17 protein-coding genes are annotated in these 23,696 nt (G+C 41.6%); 3 read left to right on the forward strand and 14 right to left on the reverse strand.

Annotated elements, in window-relative coordinates:
- Positions 1 to 752 precede the first annotated feature (752 nt).
- From V7783_RS05995 to V7783_RS06015, 5 genes are all read right to left on the reverse strand, one after another.
- The gene (locus V7783_RS05995; RefSeq protein WP_335677939.1) at positions 753 to 1,037 is read right to left on the reverse strand and encodes a hypothetical protein; all 285 of its coding nucleotides are present in this window, start codon (positions 1,035 to 1,037) and stop codon (positions 753 to 755) included.
- Between the two features lie 192 nt (positions 1,038 to 1,229).
- Positions 1,230 to 1,754 carry a polymorphic toxin type 44 domain-containing protein gene (locus tag V7783_RS06000; protein WP_335677940.1) on the reverse strand — a complete coding sequence of 175 codons (525 nt, stop codon included), beginning with the start codon at positions 1,752 to 1,754 and terminating at the stop codon, positions 1,230 to 1,232.
- A 266-nt stretch (positions 1,755 to 2,020) separates the two neighbouring features.
- Positions 2,021 to 2,401 (reverse strand): VanZ family protein, encoded by a 381-nt coding sequence (locus V7783_RS06005; protein ID WP_335677941.1) that lies wholly within the window; start codon positions 2,399 to 2,401, stop codon positions 2,021 to 2,023.
- A 142-nt stretch (positions 2,402 to 2,543) separates the two neighbouring features.
- Positions 2,544 to 2,870, reverse strand: a complete 327-nt coding sequence (locus V7783_RS06010; protein WP_301562808.1) for a YkgJ family cysteine cluster protein — start codon at positions 2,868 to 2,870, stop codon at positions 2,544 to 2,546.
- 45 nt (positions 2,871 to 2,915) lie between these two features.
- Positions 2,916 to 4,853 (reverse strand): RecQ family ATP-dependent DNA helicase, encoded by a 1,938-nt coding sequence (locus tag V7783_RS06015; protein WP_335677942.1) that lies wholly within the window; start codon positions 4,851 to 4,853, stop codon positions 2,916 to 2,918.
- 255 nt (positions 4,854 to 5,108) lie between these two features.
- Here V7783_RS06015 and V7783_RS06020 point away from each other — a divergent pair, with 255 nt between their 5' ends.
- On the forward strand, positions 5,109 to 6,413 hold the full coding sequence (locus V7783_RS06020; RefSeq protein WP_335677943.1) for an NAD(P)/FAD-dependent oxidoreductase: 1,305 nt from the start codon (positions 5,109 to 5,111) through the stop codon (positions 6,411 to 6,413).
- A 280-nt stretch (positions 6,414 to 6,693) separates the two neighbouring features.
- Here V7783_RS06020 and V7783_RS06025 read toward each other — a convergent pair whose 3' ends face one another.
- Positions 6,694 to 7,668, reverse strand: a complete 975-nt coding sequence (locus V7783_RS06025) for a transposase (protein ID WP_335677944.1) — start codon at positions 7,666 to 7,668, stop codon at positions 6,694 to 6,696.
- Between the two features lie 218 nt (positions 7,669 to 7,886).
- On the opposite strand from V7783_RS06025, the gene V7783_RS06030 reads away from it, so the two are divergent.
- Complete coding sequence (locus V7783_RS06030; protein ID WP_335677945.1) at positions 7,887 to 9,392, forward strand: DUF2235 domain-containing protein; 1,506 nt, start codon at positions 7,887 to 7,889, stop codon at positions 9,390 to 9,392.
- A gap of 298 nt (positions 9,393 to 9,690) precedes the next feature.
- Here the strand turns inward: V7783_RS06030 and eat are convergent, their stop codons facing one another.
- From eat to V7783_RS06045, 3 genes are read right to left on the reverse strand one after another with little or no spacing between them, the layout of a single operon-like run.
- Positions 9,691 to 11,088, reverse strand: coding sequence for an ethanolamine permease (eat, locus tag V7783_RS06035; protein WP_335677946.1), 1,398 nt, complete (start codon positions 11,086 to 11,088; stop codon positions 9,691 to 9,693).
- Between the two features lie 48 nt (positions 11,089 to 11,136).
- Positions 11,137 to 11,994 carry an ethanolamine ammonia-lyase subunit EutC gene (eutC, locus tag V7783_RS06040; RefSeq protein ID WP_335677947.1) on the reverse strand — a complete coding sequence of 286 codons (858 nt, stop codon included), beginning with the start codon at positions 11,992 to 11,994 and terminating at the stop codon, positions 11,137 to 11,139.
- The gene (locus V7783_RS06045; RefSeq protein ID WP_335677948.1) at positions 11,991 to 13,397 is read right to left on the reverse strand and encodes an ethanolamine ammonia-lyase subunit EutB; all 1,407 of its coding nucleotides are present in this window, start codon (positions 13,395 to 13,397) and stop codon (positions 11,991 to 11,993) included. The genes eutC and V7783_RS06045 overlap by 4 nt, the downstream gene beginning before the upstream one ends.
- Positions 13,398 to 13,642: 245 nt before the next feature.
- On the opposite strand from V7783_RS06045, the gene V7783_RS06050 reads away from it, so the two are divergent.
- Positions 13,643 to 14,611 carry a helix-turn-helix domain-containing protein gene (locus V7783_RS06050; RefSeq protein ID WP_335677949.1) on the forward strand — a complete coding sequence of 323 codons (969 nt, stop codon included), beginning with the start codon at positions 13,643 to 13,645 and terminating at the stop codon, positions 14,609 to 14,611.
- On the opposite strand, the gene V7783_RS06055 is transcribed toward V7783_RS06050, so the two are convergent.
- From V7783_RS06055 to arfA, 5 genes are all read right to left on the reverse strand, one after another.
- On the reverse strand, positions 14,606 to 15,352 hold the full coding sequence (locus V7783_RS06055) for a substrate-binding periplasmic protein (protein WP_335677977.1): 747 nt from the start codon (positions 15,350 to 15,352) through the stop codon (positions 14,606 to 14,608). The genes V7783_RS06050 and V7783_RS06055 overlap by 6 nt on opposite strands.
- A 147-nt stretch (positions 15,353 to 15,499) precedes the next feature.
- The gene (locus V7783_RS06060) at positions 15,500 to 18,127 is read right to left on the reverse strand and encodes a glycosyl hydrolase family 18 protein (protein WP_335677950.1); all 2,628 of its coding nucleotides are present in this window, start codon (positions 18,125 to 18,127) and stop codon (positions 15,500 to 15,502) included.
- A 67-nt stretch (positions 18,128 to 18,194) separates the two neighbouring features.
- Entirely contained in the window at positions 18,195 to 19,790 is a 1,596-nt protein-coding gene (locus V7783_RS06065) for a lytic polysaccharide monooxygenase (protein ID WP_335677951.1), read from the reverse strand.
- Between the two features lie 60 nt (positions 19,791 to 19,850).
- Positions 19,851 to 23,030, reverse strand: a complete 3,180-nt coding sequence (locus V7783_RS06070; RefSeq protein ID WP_335677952.1) for a glycosyl hydrolase family 18 protein — start codon at positions 23,028 to 23,030, stop codon at positions 19,851 to 19,853.
- 447 nt (positions 23,031 to 23,477) lie between these two features.
- On the reverse strand, positions 23,478 to 23,678 hold the full coding sequence (gene arfA, locus V7783_RS06075; protein WP_335677953.1) for a ribosome alternative rescue factor ArfA: 201 nt from the start codon (positions 23,676 to 23,678) through the stop codon (positions 23,478 to 23,480).
- Positions 23,679 to 23,696: the final 18 nt, after the last annotated feature.

Raw genomic sequence — 23,696 nt, forward strand, 5'->3', positions numbered from 1 at the left:
AAAACAGTCCTTTAAACTGCGGCGACGAGATTATTTAGAAGGACTCGCCTACTTCGTACAGGTGGTAGTGAAACTCAATTGGAAAAATATGGATGTGAGCGATGCAATTGAAATTTAATAATTATTTTTGGGGATCCCTTAGGCTAATCAGCATAGAACTCACGATTTACGTGCAACTTACGATACATTTCGCCTTGCGTCCCTTTTAGACGAAAAAGTTGGATTGTCACCATTCGGTGCTATGTCATTAATAATAGGCTGGATGGGACATAAAGATGAGAAAACAACTTGGCGATACCTGAACTTTATAAACCGAAGCAAGGCATCGATACATGCTGTTTGCTTTTTAGATCTGGTTATGGTTTCGGTTATTAATGAGCATGAGGATCTTTCGTGATTAACAAACCAAGTTTAAATATTGACCTTAAACTTAAATTAAATATTTATGGTGATCAATTTGTATACCCGACTTTCAAAGATTTAGATATAAAGGGTACCTAAACTTTTTGAAATGCATCGGGTATTTTGCTTAGCTGAGACAACCAAGATATTAAGTGGTATCAGGCATTCAACTTCATCTAAAGGGTTTAAGTTGAAACTTACTTCTCCATTGCTGAGCATCTTTACAAATTTATGATTAGCGCTTACCACTAGACATACAAACCTCTAAGCTAGATAAAATTAAGTAGAAAAGTGACTTAAGAACTGCTTATTCATATTAAAATACGAACAATTATTAGAAAGCTATAACACTACATAGATTTTAAGTATGTAAGCTGAACTTCTAAACCCTTACTTTTTAGCTTCTTTGGTTCATAAGAAGCGATCGAGTTTAAGTCATTAATAGAAATTTCTAATTTCTTATTTTCTATCCACTTTAATTCGATATCTGACTCACTTATCTTACCTCTTAGGTTAAAAACTCTATCAATGACATCATTATTTGTATTATCAAGCACTCGAACGAAACTAAAAAAATCTGTAGTAGCGCCACCGCAATCTTTAACTATAATTTCTGCTGTTAATGATCCATCCATAGAATCACTCTTATTATATATGTCTTCATTGCATCCATCAGATGTAAATTTTAAAATAAGCCATGTACCAATCCATACAACAAAAAATATCCATAATAAAATGGACGTTATGTGATAAATTTTTTTTATCAAAATAAAAACCTCATGCAAAAAGACTATATACTGAACATTATATAGTCTCTATTTTATTAATTAGTTCATACGTCTTGGCAAATCAACAATATGTGTAGATAAACATGCATAACATGTACCCGGACCTATATATTGATATCCACCTTGACCCCAACCACCATCAATATCTCCTGATATACCAGCACCACCAAAACTAGGGCTTGGTGAACTTTTATTATTATCGCTATGTTCGGTATCTTCACAAGAGTTATTTTTCTTTGCCGCATCAGGATCATTCTTACGGACATCATTATAAGCGTGACCTCCACTAATCGGCGCTGGATCATCGGGGTTATCTCCTTGGCCCGTCATTGCTGCCCACATCATTTTGGCTATCATCTCACCAACGTCAACTAGTTCCTGATTACTGTCTCCGAAGTTTTGATACTGCTGGACAATTGCAGCGGCCTTCAGAGTCTCGGATTCTGAGTAACCGAATACATTTGCTGCCGCTCCATAAAACCAATTTCCAAATTCAGCCGACCCTTTCATCGCATTATTATGCTTTAAATCATATGGTTGCCCAGGTGCAAACATATCACTCATAAGAAACGCTTTACTAATCTCTACTGACATCAGCATAGTAGTTAAGTACCCGAAGGCGCCCCTCTTGAAAGTCCAGCAAGTTGAGCTGCTTGTTTCATCTTTTCTATTCTTTGGAGGTGAGTATTTATGTTGAAACTACTTACACAGACACCCACTATTAACTTACGGCACACAGCCAAAAATTAACCATGATAGTTTAAGCGCTTGCTACGGAGGGAAAAGCTGTTCATTTGCAGTAATCAACCAATGTAAGCTAACAAAACTCGTCATCGCGAAGCTTTATTTATCAGCTTGGTTATCAAACTAAAAGTGAGGATACCTAAAGCATCAGCAAGTAGATCAGCGATGTCTAACGTTCTGCTAGGTATGAAGTATTGGCTTAGTTCTTCCAATAAAACGAATAGAAACACGACGCTCGAACCAATATACAAATTGTATGACAATACTGAATATGATTTTAGCTTAAACGCAAAATTAGCACCTAAAGCAAGCAAACCAAATAAACAAAAGTGCCCTACTTTATCGCCATAAGGGATACTTCTAACAAGCTCAAAGAAAATACTATGTTGCCCCGTATTAGCTTGATATATGACCCATATAATAAAGCCAAGAAAAGTAACTGACATAATAGTGATTAATTTATGCATGATTTTTTAATGTTTTTATTGAGTTACCAACCATAGCCGAATAGCGATTATGATTCAATAACTTAGTGATATGCTGTTGAAAGCAATAACGTAGACACCCACTTATAATTGTGTAACGTGAAACTACCAATTAAATGGCAACTCAGATCCCTGCAAGGTCACGCTCGGTGATGCACTCATCCGATGCCATTTCAAATTCGCGGCATACCAACGGGCGGTTTTCGTAGATTGAACACATTAAGGTATTGCGGTCGAGTGCTTGGCACCAGCCATCATCTGCGCGTTTCATCACTTCACTGCCCCATTTATCATACTCAATATAATGAAATGGCACACCAGTGTCGGTCACAATACGCACTTCTAACTGACAACAGCATGCTTGGCAATTAGCGCAAGTAACAGGCTCAGGGGCTGATGTAACATTTTTTATTGCAATGATGGTTTCATCGGGGTGAACAATCTGGGGCATAAAGGCTTACTTTTAAGAATAAGCCTCTAGCATACCTGAGTGAATTTAACGCGCCAGTAATTTCGTTTTTATTTCGCTGTAACGCTGCTGCTCACATAAGCCAAAGCCACTGAGTTGACGCACTTTGTTACGTGCAAATAACGGTACGCTCATACCCGCTAAAAAGCGACATTGGGTTTCAATACCTACATTACTTATGCCTTTACTGGCTAGGTGAGTAAGTAACTCATCAACCTTTTGATAAATTACAGCATCGTCAACAAAGCGATGCTCCAACGAATACTCAAGTGTTACGGCTTGGCCTCTACATACCGAGCAATGGCCGCATTGCTGCGGTGCTTGGTTGTCATCAAAATAACGAGCAAGGTTATAGCTCAAACATGTTTTAAGCTCGAAAAAGCGAATTAGTGCCGCAATACGCTTAATTTCAGCTTGCTCTTTATCAACAAAGTAATCGTGTAATTGCGGTGCTAATTCAGGATTATTAATTACATCGCTATGGACTTGATAAACTTGAGTAATACGTTTGGTTTCAAGGGCTATCAGGTTTTTCTCAGCTAAATAATCAAGGGCTGCAACAACCCGTTTGCGATCCACTTGAGCACCTTGCGTTAGACTATCAAAATTTAATGTACCCCATACTTTTTTAAATTGCGTATGGCTGAAGATTAAGTTTAAAAACTCTTGGCGAGCAGCATCAAAGTGATTTAGCAGCGTGGCTTTATCTTCTAAAAATTTATATTTAAAATCAGCGTAATAAGCATATAGCGGCGTTATTGCACCTTGCATTTCCAATTGTACGAGTAAGGTTTTAAGCGCTAATTGGCGGATATTACTGTCGCTCGAGAGACTGTATTCTTGCATCTCCCAGCGCTGCTGCTGATCTTGATGTTGGCGAATGTCATTTATAACATGCTCAATACCGCTAAGTTCTGGAGTATCGCCGTAAACAAAGTTTTCAACCGTGTTTAAGCCATCTAAATTAGCTAAGGTAAAACATTGTGAAGGTTGCCCGTCTCGCCCTGCACGGCCAATTTCTTGGCTGTAGTTTTCAATCGATTTTGGTAAATCATAGTGAATAACAAAGCGAATATCTGATTTATCAATCCCCATTCCAAACGCAATAGTGGCAACAACTACATTAATTTTACCCGCCATAAAGTCATCTTGAATACCATAACGCAAGGTGTCTTCAAGCCCAGCATGATAAGCAACAGCGTGTAAGCCTTGGCGGCTAAGAGCTTCAGCAACTTGCTCAGCTGTATGCTGTAAGGTCACATAAACAATACCAGGCCCTTGTTGCTCGCGTACAATATTAGCTAAGGTATTGCTCTTATCCGTTGTTTTTAAACTCAATACCGATAAATCTAAGTTAGCCCGATAAAACCCAGTTTGCACAATACACTCTGGGGCAATTGCAAAACGTTCGCTCATATCGCGTTTAACTTTTTTAGTCGCGGTTGCAGTTAACAGCAACACTAATGGAATATTAAGTTCTTCTCGGTAGCGGGGCAGCTTTAAATAATCAGGCCTAAAGTTATGACCCCATTCAGAAATACAGTGCGCTTCATCAATCACCAACATAGAAATAGCAATTTGATTAATAAATTCACGAAACCGTTCGTTTTTAAAGCGCTCAACCGACACCATTAGAATTTTCACTTTACCAGTACGCACATCGCCCATCACTGTATGACTTTGCTCTGCTGTTTGACTTGAATCTAAACTTGCCGCATAAATCCCTTTGTCATTTAAAAAGCTGATTTGATCTTTCATCAAAGCCAATAATGGCGAAACGACTAAAGTTAAATTAGGTAAATGTAAGGCAGTCAGCTGATAACATAACGACTTACCAGAGCCAGTAGGAAAGATAGCGAGTGATGATTGGTTATTTAACAGCTGCTCAATGGTCTGTTGTTGGCCTTGACGAAATTGTTTAAAACCAAAGTGCTGCTCAAGCGAGGAAAGTAGCGTTGCGCTCATAATATTCCCTTTATTAAAATTCCCTAATAAAGGAAATCATAGTTTGAAAATTCAATATTCGCCATGGTAACTTTTTTTTAGTTTAGTTTCTTGGCTGTTCCCATTAATTTTACTGACAAATCAATTAAAAAGGCGCACTATTAAAGCGTTGCTTGAAAAGGTATTTTAATGTTTTTTTCTGCTTAATACCTAAGTGTTCTCAGCCTTTTAGCCATCACAAGAGCATTTAAGTATAATTCTTTTGAGGGCAACGTAATGATAACTACACATCCTAAAATCGTGATCATCGGTGGTGGGGCTGGCGGGTTGGAGCTAGCAACGCAATTAGGACATAAACTAGGAAAGAAAAAACAAGCTGATATTCTACTCATAGATAAAAACCGCACACATATTTGGAAACCGTTACTTCATGAAGTAGCTACGGGATCTATTGATGCCGATTTAGACGGTGTAGTTTACTCAGCCCATGCTGCAAAACACCATTACCACTTTCAACTTGGTACTTTTTGTAACCTCGATAACATTAATAAAACCATTACGTTAAGTGCATTAAATGACGAGCTTGGTCATCAAATTTTGCCAGAACGTACCGTTCACTATGACTACCTAGTCATTGCCATTGGTAGCGTAAGTAACGACTTCAACACTCCTGGTATTAAAGAGCATTGCTTTTACCTTGATTCAAACCAACAGGCCGAACGTTTTCAACACGCGCTACTCGATAACTTTACTCGTCTACATCAAGACGACGACCCACAGCATGCATTAAATATTGCCATTGTTGGCGGTGGTGCAACGGGAGTCGAGCTTTCGGCTGAGCTTTACCATGTTTCTGACCTATTAAAACTATACGGCCTTACCAATATGTCGGCTAAACGCTTACATATTCACTTAATTGAAGCAGGCCCACGAATACTGCCCGCCCTACCAGATAGAATTGCTAATTCAGCAAAGCGCGAGCTATTAAAGTTAGGTGTAACCGTGCGTGAAAATACCCAAGTTAAACAAGCCACTGAACAAGGTTTTATCACCAAAGATGATGAACACATTAATGCCGATATCATGGTCTGGGCCGCGGGTGTTAAAGCCCCCGACTTTGTTAAGGAGCTAGGAATTTTTGAACTCACTCGTAATAACCAAATAATGGTCAATGATTACTTACAAAGTAACTGTGACGAGCGAATTTATGTTCTCGGTGATTGCTGCGCCTTTACCCAACAAGACGGCAAGCTCGTGCCACCGCGCGCGCAATCAGCTCACCAAATGGCACAATGTGTTGAAAAAAACCTAATCGCGACGTTACGCCAACAGCCACTGCGCGGATTTGAATATAACGACCATGGCTCATTAGTTAACTTATCGCGCTACAGTACCGTAGGCAGTTTAATGGGTAACCTCACCAGCAATAGTTTTTTCATCGAAGGACGGATCGCTCGGTTTATGTATATTTCACTGTATAGAATGCACCAACGCGCTATTCATGGCAGCGCAAAAACCTTTGCGTTGTGGATCAGCGAGAAAGTGCTACGGGTGGTAAGACCGAAAATGAAACTGCATTAAACGCTCAAAAAGATTGGTGGCGGATAAATATACCGCCACTAACTCCATTACTAGACACCCACTTAAGTTAACAACCCCCATTGCTAGCATTACAATGACACCCATTTAAAATAAAAATGCTAGTAACTAATCCACACTAAAGAATTTAAGGTAAGTGAACTCTATAATTTAATAGAAATAACGACCTAAATAGCATTAACAAAAGAGATAGTGACTGTCTGACAGCATTAATCATCACAATATTAATTGAAGCAAGTTTAGTTGTACATCAGGCTAAAAGTCACGCTAATAGCTTTTCACAGTTAGTAAGGTTTGCACGCCGTTTAAAATGCTGATGGTGGCAAAATAATTTTAGTGACTCAGGCCTTCCAACTGCACCATGAAAAACAGTCGTAAATTTACTTGTTAGTTTTAGCCAATTTTCAGTGGATATATTCACTCTTTCGAGTAAAGGGGCTAAATCATTAGATATATGGCCCGTTTTATCTGCACGTATACAACGCCCAGTTGCATCAATCAAAGTTAAATAAGAAGTCAGCTCAAAAGGTAGGCCTTTTGCTATATGTTCAGTAGTCATTCCTGAAAAGCGTAATAAATATTGAGGTTGCTTACCTACAGTGGCAGCAGCAATCCGTTTTTGAACACCTGTGAAATCTGAGCCTTCTGGAGTACCAGCAATACCCGCGCGAACTGGATTCAAATCTACATATGCCATGCATGCAAGTAACGCAGATTCATCAAGCAAAGCTTGTGACTTGAATCGCCCCTCCCAAAACCGCCCTTTACAGTTATCTCCTTTATTTGCCCGACGCGCAATATATTCGTTTAGTGAACGCATAAACCAGCTGATATCCATCAACCTTTTACGATATTGCTTAATATTATCTGAAACAGTCGCTGCCTCGGTAGAAGACAACGTATCTCCCTTAGCAAAACGTCTTGTGAGATCAGAACCTTTAAACGCTTTATGCCACCGTATAGCAATGGCTCTATCATTTATACGTTCAGCCTTTTTGCTATCAACATGCAACACTAAGTGTGTATGATTACTCATTACTGCATAAGCACAAATATCAATAAAAAAGATGGAAGCTAAACGCATTAATTTATCTTCAACCCATTGTCTTCTATGCTCGTAGGATTGACCAGTATATTTATCAACGCCACACAAATACGCTCTTCTCACGCAGCGTGATACGCAATGATAATAACGGGTGTCTACTAAACTTATCTGCCTATGTCGTGCAGTTGCCATAAAGACCTCAAAAACCATGTTCCCTTATCAATACTAGACCATTGCGCTAATGATGCAAATTCAGTTATTGCTTTGCTGGAGTAGCATGGATGTCTTTTATACTTTTTTGAAGCTTAAAGCAAGTTTATATTAGTGGGTGTCTTTTAAACTAAATATTGTCTTCAAATTTTAATATTTCCTCTGTAAATTAGGATAAACCAACTGAAAGGAATGATGCTATGACGGCTAAAACGCTGATTTTCAACTTTGATGGTACCGGCAGTGAGCCCCGTGATGCTGAGCAGTTCAGTTCTGCACATTTTAAAGAAGACGCCAGTATCTCTAATATTCTCAAGCTACACTTACTATTTGGCGGTAGCTTAAATTTAGCACCCACAACCGTGTTTAGTTCTCAACTTAGCTTTTATTATCAAGGGATTGGTACTAAAGGAAGTCGTTTAAAGCGGTTACTTAATCAAACCTTAGCACCACGTGATGATGACGTAGCCAGTATTTTAAAGCATGCGATCAACGATTTTAAGCAACACTACCAAGTAGGCGATACGGTATTACTTACTGGTTTTAGCCGCGGAGCAGCACTTGCGAGGCGTTTTGCAAAGTGCTTAGAGCCACTAATAAGCAATAGTATCTATTTGTGTGTATTTGATACCGTTGCATCCATTGGTTTATCCAAGGTTACCAAAGCCACTCGTGGCGCTGAGCATGTTATTTTTGAAAACCATACTTTAGCCACTAATATCGACCAAGCCTTGCATTGTGTCGCGCTTGATGAGAAACGTCGGGCCTTTGAACCTACACTTATCAACCACCAAACCAATGCACAAGAAGTGTGGTTTGCAGGGGCTCACTCTGATATCGGCGGTGGTTATTATCGAGATGGCTTAGCCGATATCTGCTTACGTTTTGCAATGGAATGGTTACTGGAACAGCCCCTCTCTCTTGCTTTTTTAACAAGCCAAGCAATTGATTATTCATCGCTATTTCCTGCAGGTCACAACAGCGTAATTGCGCAAGATGATATGACCATCACCCCAGATCCATTAGCATTAAGTCATCAACAAAATTACTTTTGGTTTAATCCTTTGTTTAAATTAATTGATCGCGAATGCACGGTATTAGTCGATGATGAGCAAAGTGAGTTACTACCGACTATTCATCACAGCGTTGCTAATCGTATAAATATGTTGACCAGTTATCGCCCAGAATCTATAAAGAATCTCACCTATAAACTGTTGTATGCCGATCAAAGCACGCTAAATTTTAATGGTTTATCTGCGCATATTGCGCTGCAGAACCAAAATATGTCGGTGCTGCAAATTGGCCAAAGCCAAGACGTATTGGTCTATGCCTCAGAGCAATACAATGCAACGGGGCTAATGCTTGAGCAAGGCGCAACTTATAGGTTTAGCCCTTATCCCGAGCAACTTTGGTATGACGATGGTGTAAAATGTGGGCCGCAAGGCTGGCACCGAGACAACCTGCAACTAGGGGTTAAAGAGATCCCCATGGCTTTACTTGAACCGTTTAGGCGCCTACCTCATGCCAACTGGTTCGCATTAATTGGTGCCATCGCTCATAGTGATAATGATGCATTTGAAATTGCTGATGGCGGCGACTTTAAAATGGCTCATTCAGGTGAGTTCACACCATTTGCCAATGATTTAATGCGTTTTTACGGCGCTAACGCAGGGCGGATAAAAGTTAATGTAACTCGCCTTGGGTAATTAATAGGCCGTGTAAACGGCCTATTATACCCAAGCTACCTCAAGATGCAGAATTCAGCGTTTCACAGGGGCTTAATATCAAGGCGTTACTTTGCAACAATGGCAGTCCCTTTTAAGAAGTAACAACGATGAGAGTAAGTGCCTGTGAAACGCCCAATGGGTTGGTTTAAAAGCGATTTATACTGCGTTATTGATTTTAACAATAGAACCACTATTATTTGCAATCAATGCCTTGCCTAAATCGCTTTTAATTCCAACTGAAACTTGCACCTTGAGGTGGTTTGGGTATATAAGCGGACTATTTTATTGCAAGATCAGCTTCAGCTTGTGCAAGCATTGCAAACTCTTCATCTGCACTGTGCGCGACTAGATGTTTACTACTGTAAGCAAAATAATAAATAGCACCAATCAAAAATAGCACAACTGTAAATAAAAACGCTCTAGGGTCAAACGCATACACGCCTGTTAGTGCCACCAAGGATAACACGAGTGCTATCGATGAGGTGACCACACCACCGGGAGTTTTATAAGGACGGACAAGTTCAGGTTGTTTGATGCGCAACAAAATATGGCTTAACGCCATTAACGCATAGGAAACCGTTGCTCCCACCACAGCCATTGCTAACATTAAATCACCTTCGCCACTTAACGATGCTATGAAACCAAACACTCCCGGTACAATCAATGCTCGCGCTGGCACTTTTCGTGACGTGGTAACTGACAAGTTTTTTGGAAAATATCCAGCTCTTGAAAGTGCAAATACAAGGCGACTATAACCATAAATAATCGAAAAGAACGATGCCACTAATCCCGCTAAACCAAGTATATTGACTAGGGTCGCCAAGTTTGGATTATCTGTTGCATTTAGCGCATCGACTAACGGCACCGCACTTGCCCCCATTGCACTGGCACCTGCCGCTGCAGGGATCAATACCACAACTAACAACGCGGTAAATAATAAAAACAGCATCGCACCGATGATCCCCTTTGGTACATCTTTACCAGGATCTTTCGCTTCTTCTGCCGCAAGCGGTACACCTTCAACCGCCAAAAATAACCACATTGCAAATGGTAAGGCAGCCCACACGCCATACCAGCCGAATGGCAAGAATTCAGAAGCCCCCACCGCATCAGTCATAGCTATATCAAACAAGCGGGTGACATCAAAATGGCTGATCAGTGCTAGAGCGGTGGCAATAATCGCAAAAATAGCTAAACCACTTATCACCATCATAACTTTTAGCGCTTCCCCTACTCCCGCTAAATGAATACTAATAAACACAATATAAAACAATGCATACACCCATGGGCCATTAAAACCTAACAATGCTTCAACTGCTGAGCCAATAAAAATAACAATTGCAGCGGGTGCTAATGCATATTCGATTAACACTGCCAAGCCAGTTAAATATCCACCAGCGGGGCCCATCGCTTGGCGCGCAAAACTATATCCACCACCGGATGCAGGGATCGCCGCAGACATCTCGGCCAATGATAAAACCAAGGTTAAATACATCACAGCCATTAGCACCGTAGCCACTGCAAAACCACCCCAACCGGCTTCTGCAATACCAAAATTCCAACCTGCAAAATCACCCGATATCACATACGATATGCCTAATCCAGCGAGTAAAATCCAACCTGCTGAACCTCGTTTTAACTGTCTTTTTGCAAGGTACTCTTTATTATCTGACATATTATTCTCCTGCTGTTTTTATTGTAATTAATCTATTTTCGTTGTTATTTATTCCGAGAGTAAAAAGTTTTTAGTCTGTGTTTGGTGCTCAATCACATCATCTTGGCTGCGATCTTTTAATCCAACCCCTGAGAGGTTTAAGCGCCGAGCTTCTTGTAAAAGATATAAAGTACGTTGTGCTGCGTCTTGATAAGACAGTCCAGCTGGGCGAATATTAGAAATACAGTTACGGCAAGCATCATTGAGGCCGGCCTTTGGCTGCCAGGTTAAATACAACCCTAGGCTATCTGGCGAACTTAAACCCGGGCGCTCACCAATTAAAACCACGACCACTTTGGCATTTAACAACTGTCCAATATCATCGCCAATTGCGACTCGGCCTTGCTCTACTAACGTAAATGGCGCCAAACGCCATGCTTGAGGCTGCTCATCAAGTAATACGAGTAACTGCTTAATGAAGGCGGTAGCATTTTTTTGCACCGCTAAAGACGATAAACCATCCACAATGGTAATAGCGATATCATGTTGATGTTGCGCACCAGCACTAACATTACTCATAAAATCAGTTAACTTATCGCGCGACGCTATATCCAACTTTCGGCCTAAATCAGGGCGCTGTAAATAATGACTCCTATCCAAAGCTTGACTATGTAAATGCAGCACTGATGTACCAAAAGGCTGTAACTGCTCACTTAATGCTGCGAAATCCAACGGAAAATTCACCGCATCACGCGCTTGAGCATGACTAAGCTGAAATGCCAACATCTCGTTTGTCGGTAAACTGATACCAGCCCGACCTAAGCCAATGCGAGCATCGGTGAAGCGCCGTAATTCCCGCCAAGGGTTATGCACGACTTTACCCATGTCCTTATGCTGTTTCGCTACTTTAGGCACTGCGTTTTTCATAGTGCCCCTCCGCTTAAAGTTTTTAAAGAACGCGCAAACTGAGAAGGCAAAGTGTCAGACAATATATGCTGCTTTGTATCAGTCATAATGTTCATTTTTGCTAACCATAGCTCAAACTCTGGCGCAGCACGCAGACCAAGTACTCGTCTTGCATATAGTGCGTCATGAAAAGAAGTCGTTTGATAGTTCAGCATTATGTCGTCGGAACCTGGAATGCCCATCACAAAGGAGCATCCGGCAACGCCAAGTAAAGTCAGTAAATTATCCATGTCATTTTGATCTGCTTCAGCATGATTGGTGTAACACACGTCACACCCCATAGGCACACCTAGTAATTTGGCGCAAAAGTGATCTTCAAGGCCAGCTCGGGTAATTTCTTTACCATCAAATAAATATTCAGGGCCAATAAAACCCACGACCGTATTGACTAATAGTGGTTTAAATTTGCGTGCGACAGCATAGGCACGTGTTTCGCAGGTTTGTTGATCTAAGCCATGATGGGCATTAGCAGACAAGGAACTGCCTTGCCCTGTTTCAAAATACATGATGTTGTCGCCTACAGTGCCACGCTTTAAACTAAGCGCTGCGGCTTGTGCTTCAGCAAGGGTATTTAAATTAAAGCCAAAACTAGTGTTAGTGGCTTCTGTGCCACCAATAGATTGAAAAACTAAGTCAACCGGTGCGCCAGCATTAATACATTCGATAGTATTAGTTACATGAGTCAGTACACAGCTTTGGGTTGGTATTTGATATTTTTCAATAACCTCGTCCATTAATTGCATCAATTTAATCGCTTGGGCAACATTGTCAGTGGCAGGGTTGATACCGATAACAGCATCGCCACTGCCATAAAGCAATCCATCTAAAATACTGGCAGCAATGCCATTGACGTTATCAGTAGGATGATTTGGTTGTAAACGGGTTGATAAATGCCCAGGCAAACCTATGGTGTTTCTAAATGCGGTTGTTACATGGCACTTTTTAGCCACTAAGATCAAATCTTGATTACGCATTATCTTACATACCGCTGCGGCCATCTCTGGTGTAACACCCGCTCTTATCGATGTGAGAACAGCGCTTGTGGCATGATCACTCAACAACCAATTACGAAAATCTCCCACCGTTAAATGCGCGATTGGGGAAAATGCATGGGTGTCATGTTCGTCAATAATTAAGCGCGTGATTTCATCATCTTCGTATGGGATCAAGGCCTCATTTAAAAATGTTTTTAAAGGCACTTCTGCCAAGGTCATTTGCGCAACCGCACGCTCCTCAGCGCAACTAGCACTGACCCCCGCTAAACTGTCACCAGAACGCTGGGGGGTTGCTTTAGCCATTAGTTGCGCAAGACTTTCAAATTGATATGTTTTACTTCCTAGCGTGTAACGGTACGATTTACTCATAAACTACCTTGCTGACAAAATGTGTGTTAAAGAGGTTAGGCATGGCGATTGCTTCAAATGAAATAGCATCAAATAAAACAGTAACTAAATCCATGCGACAGCTCTTTTAAGGTAGCGTATTGCATACCAAGCAACTATCAAGTTTTGGCAAACCTTACTAAACCAATAATAATCAATTAGTTATAGCGTTAATTTAATAGGGAAATTTTACTCGCAATAAATAACCAGAGGTACAATGCGCAACGATGCAACATAATTTACCGACTAACGCACCAACGAAGTGCACTTTAACAACGACAGATGTGGATCAGCAGGCGGATAATCTGACTAATTGGCAGCAAAAGTACGACCAAGTCAGTGATGGCTGCTTTTATGGCTGTATTGATGAAGTCGCTTTTAATGACTTGCAAGTATTTAAAGAGTTTACTCAGCGTGCGTTACGACAACAGTGTAAAGTGTGGCCTAATGCGTTATGGCTTGGTATTCCTGCACATTCGCAACAGAGTAAAATAAATGGTCTCAGCATCGCTGAAAATCAACTGATGTGCCGGCCAAGTGATTGTAATTTTGAGCTGATCACCCCTGAGCAGTTTAATATTTATGGCATGGTGATCAACCAAGATGCATTGCAGCAAATTGCCCAGCAACAAGGACTGTCACTATTAGGAATAACTAACCAAGGTTCACCTCGTATAACCACATCACATCAAGCCGTGATCCGCGCTCGACAATGCATTGAACAGGTAATTTATGCTCACGGCTGCGGTGCCAGTGCAGCTCTACAGCATGATATTTTATTGAACTTGGTACTGCAGCTATTACAATCAAAGCAGCCGCAGCAAAAAGTAACCCCCAGCTATAAGCACCGTAAACTGGTTGTCGATAGAGCTAAAGAATTTATTGTTAATCACCCTGATAATGTGGTGACTATTACTCAATTGTGTGAATTTACATATGTATGTCGACGTACCTTGCAATACAGTTTTGAAACGATTTTAGGCATTAACCCGCTGCGGTTTTTACGTATCACCCGGCTTAACCAAATTCGCCGTGAATTGAGTGATCCGCAAATAAATAAGCCTATTGCTACGGTTGCAGCTAACTGGGGTTTTTGGCACCCTGGGCAGTTTGCTAAAGACTATAAACAACTATTTGGCGAAAACCCTTCACAGACACTTAAACGTGCTCAGCTCTTTGGCCGTGAAAATTTATAATTTAAGCGTATAGCTGGCTATAATTTTTTCAATCTCAGCTTGCACATTAATAATCGCGCTGTTAATTGCGTGCATGTTTTCAATCGTGACTGTTTTTTTACTGAGCATAAAATGAATTGGATTATCGTGAATAACATAAGGGTGCAGTGTAATACCGGTGATTTCCTCTTGCCTGATAAGATACTGGCCTGATATTTCATCGTCTATCATAAAATCGACCCGTTTTGCTTTTAACATATGCAGCCGGTGCGAGAGCAGAGGCACGCGAACAATTGACTCTCTGTTGTCACTCGTTTGGCTTAATTGTTCAAACTCTTTACCGTAATAGCCACCATTATTAACCGCTATAGTTTTATTTTTTGCTAATAATTCAGCTAAACTGTGTGTTAAGTATCTGGGATCTTCATACCAAAACAACCGCATTCTTTCACGTCTGTAAGGCGTTGAAAAATGACTATATTGCGCTCTTTGTTGGGTAAAGCTGGCAGCAGATAATACATCAACGCGCCCTTTTTCTAGCTCAACTAAGCCACGTTTTGAGGTTGGAAAGCGTACAAAATAACTGCAAAAACCAGCTTCTGTTAACACTAATCGGCTAATATCAATATCTATCCCAGTCAGAGCCTGATCGCCATCAAAAACAAAAGGTGGCCAAGGTAACACAACGCCTACACGTAGCGTTTTTTCACAACTAGCCGCGACTGGGCTTAATAATACGAGTAGTAAATATAGATACTTGATAAATACAACCTGATTACTTAATGAAAGGTGTTTTTATAGTATGGGACATCCCTTGCAAAAAACAAAAAAAGCAGCTCGAAAGCTGCTTTAAAATCGGAGTGTCACGTTAACTTAAGGCCTAAGAGTAGGCTTAGGCGCACAATTAAATTAAAGTAATTTCCATACATCCGCTGTACCTGGCTCATTTCCTTGAGTCCACCATTTAGCTTGATATGTTGCACCCTGATGCGTTACTTCATCACCTGTATTGTAAACTGCAGCTGATTGCCATACTACGCTACCCGTTTCGTCTGTAGCTTGTGTTGTCGCTTCCCATACTCCGCCTAAATCAGGACGATCACCTTGTGTCCACCACTTAGCTTTGTATGTTACACCGTTATAAACAACCGTATCGCCACCAACATATACTTGGCTCGCATCCCATGTGCCGGTAGGAGGCGTTGTAGTATCAGCATCTGTGACGGTTACAGTAAAGCTTTGCGTTGCTGTAAACTCGCCATCACTAACCGCAACAGAAACAGTCAGGTTAGTATCTGCATCAACTGCGCCTGCCATTAAGCTTACATTCGCACCGCTGCCAGTTAATGTAAGGCCTGCAGGTACATTCCATGTGTAAGTCAGTGCATCATTTTGTGCATCAGTTGCTACTACAGCGACACTCGCTGATGTACCTTCTTCAATCGCGATATCAGCAAGTGCATCAACTACAGGAGCCGTGTTGTCGCCACCTGAATTAGGAGCAATAACATTAACTACCACGTTTTTGCTTACAGTCGCTTTACCATCAGTAACGCTAACTGTTGCCGTAAACTGGCTATCTTGTGTTACAGCAGGTGCTGTAATTGCAAGCGTGTTTGTTGCCCCGCCAGATACGGTAAGCTCTGCTGCTGCAGTCCAAGAGAATGTGAGTGCATCGTTATCAGCATCTGTTGCCGTTGCACTGACTGACACTGATTCACCAGCATTAACTGTCACTGAGCTTTGTACGCTTAACACTGGCTTTTGGTTAATTGGTTGAACAACACCACCTAAACCATCGTGCATCGCATTTAGAATATCGCCATTATCAGCATCGATTTCCCACGCAAATAAACCACCTAGGTTATGCTGATTAACGTAAGCACCTTTAGCAAGTACTGATTCACGGCTATCATATGTGATTAGTTTACCGGTTGAACGATTCCAAACATACGCAGCTTGTGCTTGGTCATCGTAACCTACTTCAAAACCATTTACGCCAGTGCCAGATGCACCAATCATATGCGTTTTAATACCTTTATAATCAATAACACCGTCTTCCCACACACCTTGCGCAGTTGAGCCTGTTAACGGACCAGAACCAGTTGCAGTCATTGGGTTACCGTCAATAGTTGTGCCTGTTGGGTAAACGCCTTCCCAACCACGGCCATACATAGCGGCACCAACAACGATTTTCTTCGATGGTACATTTTGCGCTAGTAATAATTGTACTGCGTTATCAGTGGTATATGCAGGGCCTTTACGTGGCTCGCCATTTTCATCAACACCTGTACCATTACATTGGCCTGCGCTCATGTGCTCACCACAATAAAGCGCAGTTTGGTGACCCGTCACGCCGCTCCATGCACCATAGAAGTCATAAGTCATGGCAAAGATGTAATCCATGTATTGACTAGCTGCTTGATAGTCAACATCTTCAATTTTATCGTAACCTGCACCAATCGCTGATGTTAGCTCGTAAGTACGGCCTGTTTCAGCTTCAAGTTTATCAAGCATCGCACGAAGTTCTTGCATTAGAGCAACATACGCAGGGCCATCATTCACTGGGTCGCCAATATCTGGGTTCGGGCCATCGCCACCTGGGAATTCCCAATCGATATCAACACCATCGTAAAATTTCCACGTTCTTAAGAACTCTTCCATTGAAGCAACAAACGTATCGCGGTTTGCTTTATTAGTAAACCCACCAAATGGGTCTGATAATGTCCAGCCGCCCACTGACGGTAAAATTTTCAGATCAGGGTAACGCTGTTTAAGCGCCATTAACTGTGAGTAAGTACCACGGATTGGATCGTTCGCGTCCACACCTGGTAATGCTTTTTGTACAGCAGCCCAAGGATCGTGAATAACCACTTCATAATCAGCAGAGCCTGCACAGGCTGTTTCAAGCGCACGCTTAGGGCCACCTGATAATGATGCATTTTCACCACAAATTGGAATAAAGCCATATAGAATGTGGCTTAAGTTTTGTGCAGGCATATTCGTTACGTCATAATCACGACCGTAAATACCCCATTCCACAAAATAAGCACCCGTGACTAACCCTTGCTTAATACCAATATCACGGTTATTAGGATCATAATCCATCGGCAATGGCGCTAAATGGCCACCGTCTGTATCAGCGATAACAATTGCCTTACCTTCACTGCGCGCGCAGGTAGTGCCGCCTTCACATAGCTCAACATACATAGTATGACGACCCGCTTTATCATACGGGAACGAAATGGTGCCTGTTTTTGCTCCAGCAGCAAGTGGGCCTTCGTTTACTAACATATCGTCAAAGTAAACTTTATAGCTATCACCGCCGTCGCCGCTCCAAGCACTCCATTTTATGTTAATGCTAACCTGCTCTACACGTGTAACAAGTTGCTTATAAGAACCATTACCTTCAAGGTCTACCTCAACAAATGAATATTGTTGTGGTTCCCAGCTGATGCTTGGAGTAGATGGTGCAGCAGATACTGAACTGGCAAATAAAGCAACACCAATGGCTGCGGTTAACTGTTTGATATTCATATTTCTCTCTTATCCATTATTAATGTAATTATTTAATAAGTTTGAACTACAAAACTTAGGCTTCTAATTAAAGTTTCGTCCATACATTGGCTTGTCCAGGTGTATCACCTTGAGTCCACCATTTAGCGCTATAGCGCTGTCCTTGATACGTTACTTCGGCACCAGCTTGATACGCTTTGCCTTTACTCCAGTCATTACTTACGTCTGAAGTCGATGTTCCTTGCCACGCATTAGAGACGTCAGGTTGTTCGCCTTGACTCCACCATTTAGCGGTGTAAACAACACCTTGAAAACTTGCTTGATCACCTGCCTGATAAACCGCACTGCTACTCCAAGGCGCAATAACAGGATCAGTGATAACGCTGTCATTTACGGTAACAGTAAAACTGGTTTCAGTACTTAATTGACCATCCGATACCGACACTGAAACGGTGTAATCTGTATTAGTCGATACTTCAGGAGCAGTAATTACAATATTGGCATCGCCGCCAGTGAAACTCAGTGGCGAAGGCACTGACCAGCTGTAAGTCAATTGTGTTTGCTCATCATCAAATGCATGTAGATGCAAAGTGGTGCTGCTGTTTTCATCCACCACTAAATTATCTGGTGTATGTACGATAGGAGCTGTATTACTCGGCGCTGCTTGTACACTTAATGTGTAGGTGTAGTTTGCATTACTGCTATAAACTTGATTAGTTAGTACATCACTGCCATTAAATACCACTTCACCGGCTTGATTTTGCACACCAATTTGCACTAAGTGGGCGTAATCTAAGTTCAGTTGTGCAGCGAGTACTGGTTGCCAATTGGCTTGGTTTTCAGTCGTGATTTTTAACTGCTGATTAATCACTTCTTGGCCATTTTCATCAAATAAACGTGCCCAAACGCTCTCACCGGCAATTGCATCTTGTCCTTGGCGGACAAAATAACCCACGCTTGTCCACACACTGGGATCAGTTGGGCCGGCGTCAGTCACAATGGTAATATCGCTACAGTTGTAAAAGCCTTCACCCACCACATCGTTACGTTGCCAGCGGCTATACAAAATGGCATCGCCGCTGCGCCCTTGTGGGATAGCAACACTCATTTCGTAATAGCGTTTTCCATCTGTATCTTTAATCACTTCAATATTGTCATGATCTTGAACCAGCTCTAGATCAGCCCATGTCAATACATCGGTTGCCGTATTAAAACTGGGTTTGGTTAAGTAAAACTTCCAAAAGCTTGGGTTATGCGGCGTTGCTGCAAGGTAGCGAATTTGAATATCACCATTGGCATTAGGCACCACGTCACTACGTTGCCAATGCGGCGAAGGTAAATCCATACCGCGTTTCGCATTGTCACCACCGGCGCATAAAGAGCCATTAGGTACACTAGCCTCTACTGCCGCTTGATTTAAATAGTCTGGCGTATTAACTGAAAATTCAATATCTTGCACAAACTGTACTGTGCCAGATTCTAAAAATGCAGCTCGACATGCAAGGTTTGGGATATTCGTACCATCTTCAGGCCACCAATATCCGCCATCAGCTTGGCAAAATGCTTGGCGGGCTTTGGGACTGTCCATATAACCGTGTGCGTTTACATCTGTAGGCATTAGCGTTAGTAACACGCTACTTGCTACTGCTGAAAGCGACAGTGTTTTTAATTTAATTGATGTCATTGTGTTGTCCTTAAAAACGCAAATTTAGGGGTAATTCAATACCCCTATTTTGTTAATTACTTACAAGCTGCAACTCTTCGTCCAATCAGCCGTCGTACCTGGCTCTGAACTTGTCCACCACTTCGCTTTATAAACCGCGTTGTTATGAACCATTAAGTCACCACCTGTGGCATGACTTGGATTGCCAGCCCAATCTGTTTGTGGGAAGTTTGGATAAACAGCTATTGCAGTAACGGCTACACCTTCACACGTGCCTGAGGTATCGCCACCACCATTACCAGTGCCGGGATCTGTTGTGTTACCACCACCAGTTGTACCGTCTGGAAGTTGTGGATACTCAAATTTGAATGCGTAAACTTTGCCGTCTTTTTCGATAGTAAAGTTACTAGGGCCTGTAATTGGCATGTAATACATCACTTGTGCATTGACTGTTTTACCTGCGCTGAAGTCTTTTGGCTGGCCGCCCCACTCATTGTTAAGTGTGATTGAAAAACGGTGGAATTCGTTCTCATAACCACCCACATTATTACCCGCAGCATTAGAGCCATCCGCATCTACTGCCATGCCTAATTTTTCCTGGGCATTCCAATTAGATTTGAAAATTGCAGAAGTCGATACCGGCACATCAAATGAGATTTTCGCACCACTTAAATCAAGGCTAGAGTTATTAGTAAACGCAAAGGTCGGACTAATTGGGTAGTTATCATCGCCAATTGGGAAGTCTTTGGCTGCAAACGTTACATCAACAGCTTCCGTTGGTACTACAAAGTTTGGGTTACCTGGATGGGTGTCATACGCCACACCGCTTTGGTTAAACTTGTCATATGCGAGCGTCGTTAAAGTAGAGCCCATAAAGTACTCACCTTTTGCCGCGTCAAAATCATAGTCACCAGCAAGTTCCCAGAACATGATGCCACCAAGACCATTGTTGATCACATAGTCAAGTTTTGTTGCCATTGACTGTTCATCTTCAATCGATAGGAATACTTTTTTCTCTGCATTCCATAACCACGGTGCAACTGCAACATCATCGTAATGACGAGTATATGTACCCGTTAATTGATCATCTGGATCGGTATCAGGTGTTAAACCATAAACACCTAAGTACGAACCAACAATGCCATTTTCAAGATTTTTAACATGCCATAATGGGTTTGAACCTGCTGGCATCTCTTGCCCTGCATCGTTCTTATCATGCCAAAGGTTATCAATCCCTAGTGCACCATTACCACATTTGTTCTTTTCGCCAACGCCAGTACCTTTAGCACATTCAGCTTGATTTGGTAGTGCTGCTTGGCCCCACAAACCATTCGTGCCACCGCTTACGTCTTTAAAACCACGAGTATAATAAGGAAGGCCAATATTAATACGCCCAGCAGATACTGCACCACGGAAGTAACGTACTGCCCAATCGGTATTTAAATAGCCAATACCTTCAAATTCAGCCGTCGAATACACACCCCATTGTGCCAGCTCAGAGTCTAAACCTGTGTCAAACAAGGCAGCATTGTGACCAACATGTGAGTTCCATGCACCATGTAAGTCGTAAGACATGATGTTTACGTAATCTAAGTATTTAACTGTTTGGAATGTTTCCATTCCACGTAGTAGGTAGCCTGAAGATGGCGATGCAATCGTAAGTAGGTAATGTTTACCAGCGGCTTCACCGGCACGATCTAGTTCTTCACGAAGCTTTTTCATCAACACTTGGTAAGACGCGTTTAAACCAGCGCGACGTGCATTTGAAATTGGGAAATCATCAGGATGACCTGAGTCTTTCATTGACGATGGATATTCATAATCGATATCAACACCGTCAAAACCATATTTTTCAATGAATTCAACAGAGCTTTTTGCAAATGCATCAATGCCAGCTTGGTTTACTGAGCCATCGGCATTGGTTGTCATAGTATAAAAACCACCACTTTCAACACGGCCCGTTTCATCAAAGTAACCACCGGTTTCCGCCCAACCACCAACAGAAACTAATGTTTTTACATGAGGATGTTGTTTTTTAAATTTATTTAATAGATTGAAGTGACCTTTATAAGCGAAGCTTGGGTCCATTTCTGCGCCTGTGACACCTGGCCATTCCATATTGGTAGCGGGGTTGCCTGCGGCATTAGGATCACCGATTGACACTTTATTATTGGCATCTACGTGGGCAAATGCATAATTGATGTGGGTAATTTTATCCCATGGAATATCGTTTACTAAGTAGCTAGGTTGACCATTTGCGCCATTGCGCCAGCTAGTAAAGTAACCAATCACACGACGAGGATGATCAGCCCCCATGATCTCACGACCATTGCTGTCATACACTGTACAATATGGTGTATTGACGCCCGGTGTTTGATATAAACCTTGTGGACGACAATCAGTGCCAGTGACTGGTCCGGTGTTTTCGTCAACCACAGTAAGCACTTTCGATACTTGCGCTGTTGCGCCTTCGTTATCAGTTACCGTTAACGTAAAGGTCGCTTGACCAAGTGCGGTTGCTTGCCATGCGTAGCTACTAGATGCCGTACTTGCTTGATGTACATCAATGCCATTAGCTGCAAAGCTTAATCCTGTTACTTGACCATCGCTATCAGTACCTGATAACGCAAATACCACTTGAGAGCCAACAATCAATTGATCTGGCAAAGTGCTAAATGAGATAGACGGCACAGGTGCTTGATTAACTGGATCTACTACAACCTCAGTCACGCTGACGGTGTTTACCACTGGTGTTGATATAGCGCCTTTATCATCCGTTGCAACTGCACTGATCTGATGCAAACCCGCCACAGCCTGCCAGTTCGTTGTAAACGGTGTCGAGCTATCAACAGCGACAGAATTTCCATCAACAAAAAACTCAACAGATGCAACAGTGCCATCAGCATCAGTTGCTTGCGCAGTAATGACAACGCTGTCTTTATCATTAAATAAAGAATTGTTATCAGGTGTTAACGAAGTGATTACTGGCACTTGGTTTTCTGTGACAGCGCTGTCACAAGCACCCAAAAGTTTCCACTCTTGGTATTGACCAGCATTTTCTACCGGATTTGACTGTGTCCACCACTTAGCTTCATACGCGCTGTCTTGTGCTTGAACTTGGCTACCACCAGTGTGTGTTTGGCCTGCTTGCCATTGCGTTAACGCACTGCAATCAACAGCCGCATGCGCACTTAAGCCTACAAAACTTAGTGACAATGCACTTAGCTTAAACGCATTTTTTATTATCATTTGTGAGCTCATCAGCTCCTCCGCCCAGGGTTAAATATAACATTAATTTTACAATTCAGTTTTAAAAGTACCACAGTTTCCACGCACGTCAACTTAATTTAAACAGTCTAAGTATCAATAAAAGGTATTTTAATAGCAAAAAACAACTACAAAACTACTATTAACTAGCTATTTATTATTAAAGAAAAACGCCTAGTGTAAAGAATGGGTAATTTCGCATATAAAACATGAACACAAGGTTAATTTATGGTTAAAACATTAAAGACGAGTATTTAAGCGGCGAGCAGCCCTTTTACGGGAACGTAAAGTGCAGTGAAAATGAATAAAAATTAAAAATTATGGGCTATATAACCGCAAAACCCCGCTTAGAAAAAAATTATCTAAGCGGGGTTTTGGTAAAAACTAACGAGCTTGCTATTTTTGTAAAAAACTCAAAAGCCCTATTTGATCACAGCTTGATTAAGCAGCGATTAAATAGGACTCTTGTCCTGAATGTTTTTGGTTACGCTTGTATGCGCCTTTACCTTTTTTAGCCTGTACAACTTGTGGTTTAAAAATTTTCGATGTAACCAATGCCGCTAATGCATTGTCACGAATAATACCTCGACCTGTATCTACCGATGAAGTCGATTTAGTCACTTTAGAACGATGTTTGCTCATTTTATTTCCTCTTTAAAA

Origin of the sequence: Pseudoalteromonas sp. (assembly GCF_036960685.1) — a bacterium.
Lineage (GTDB): Bacteria > Pseudomonadota > Gammaproteobacteria > Enterobacterales > Alteromonadaceae > Pseudoalteromonas.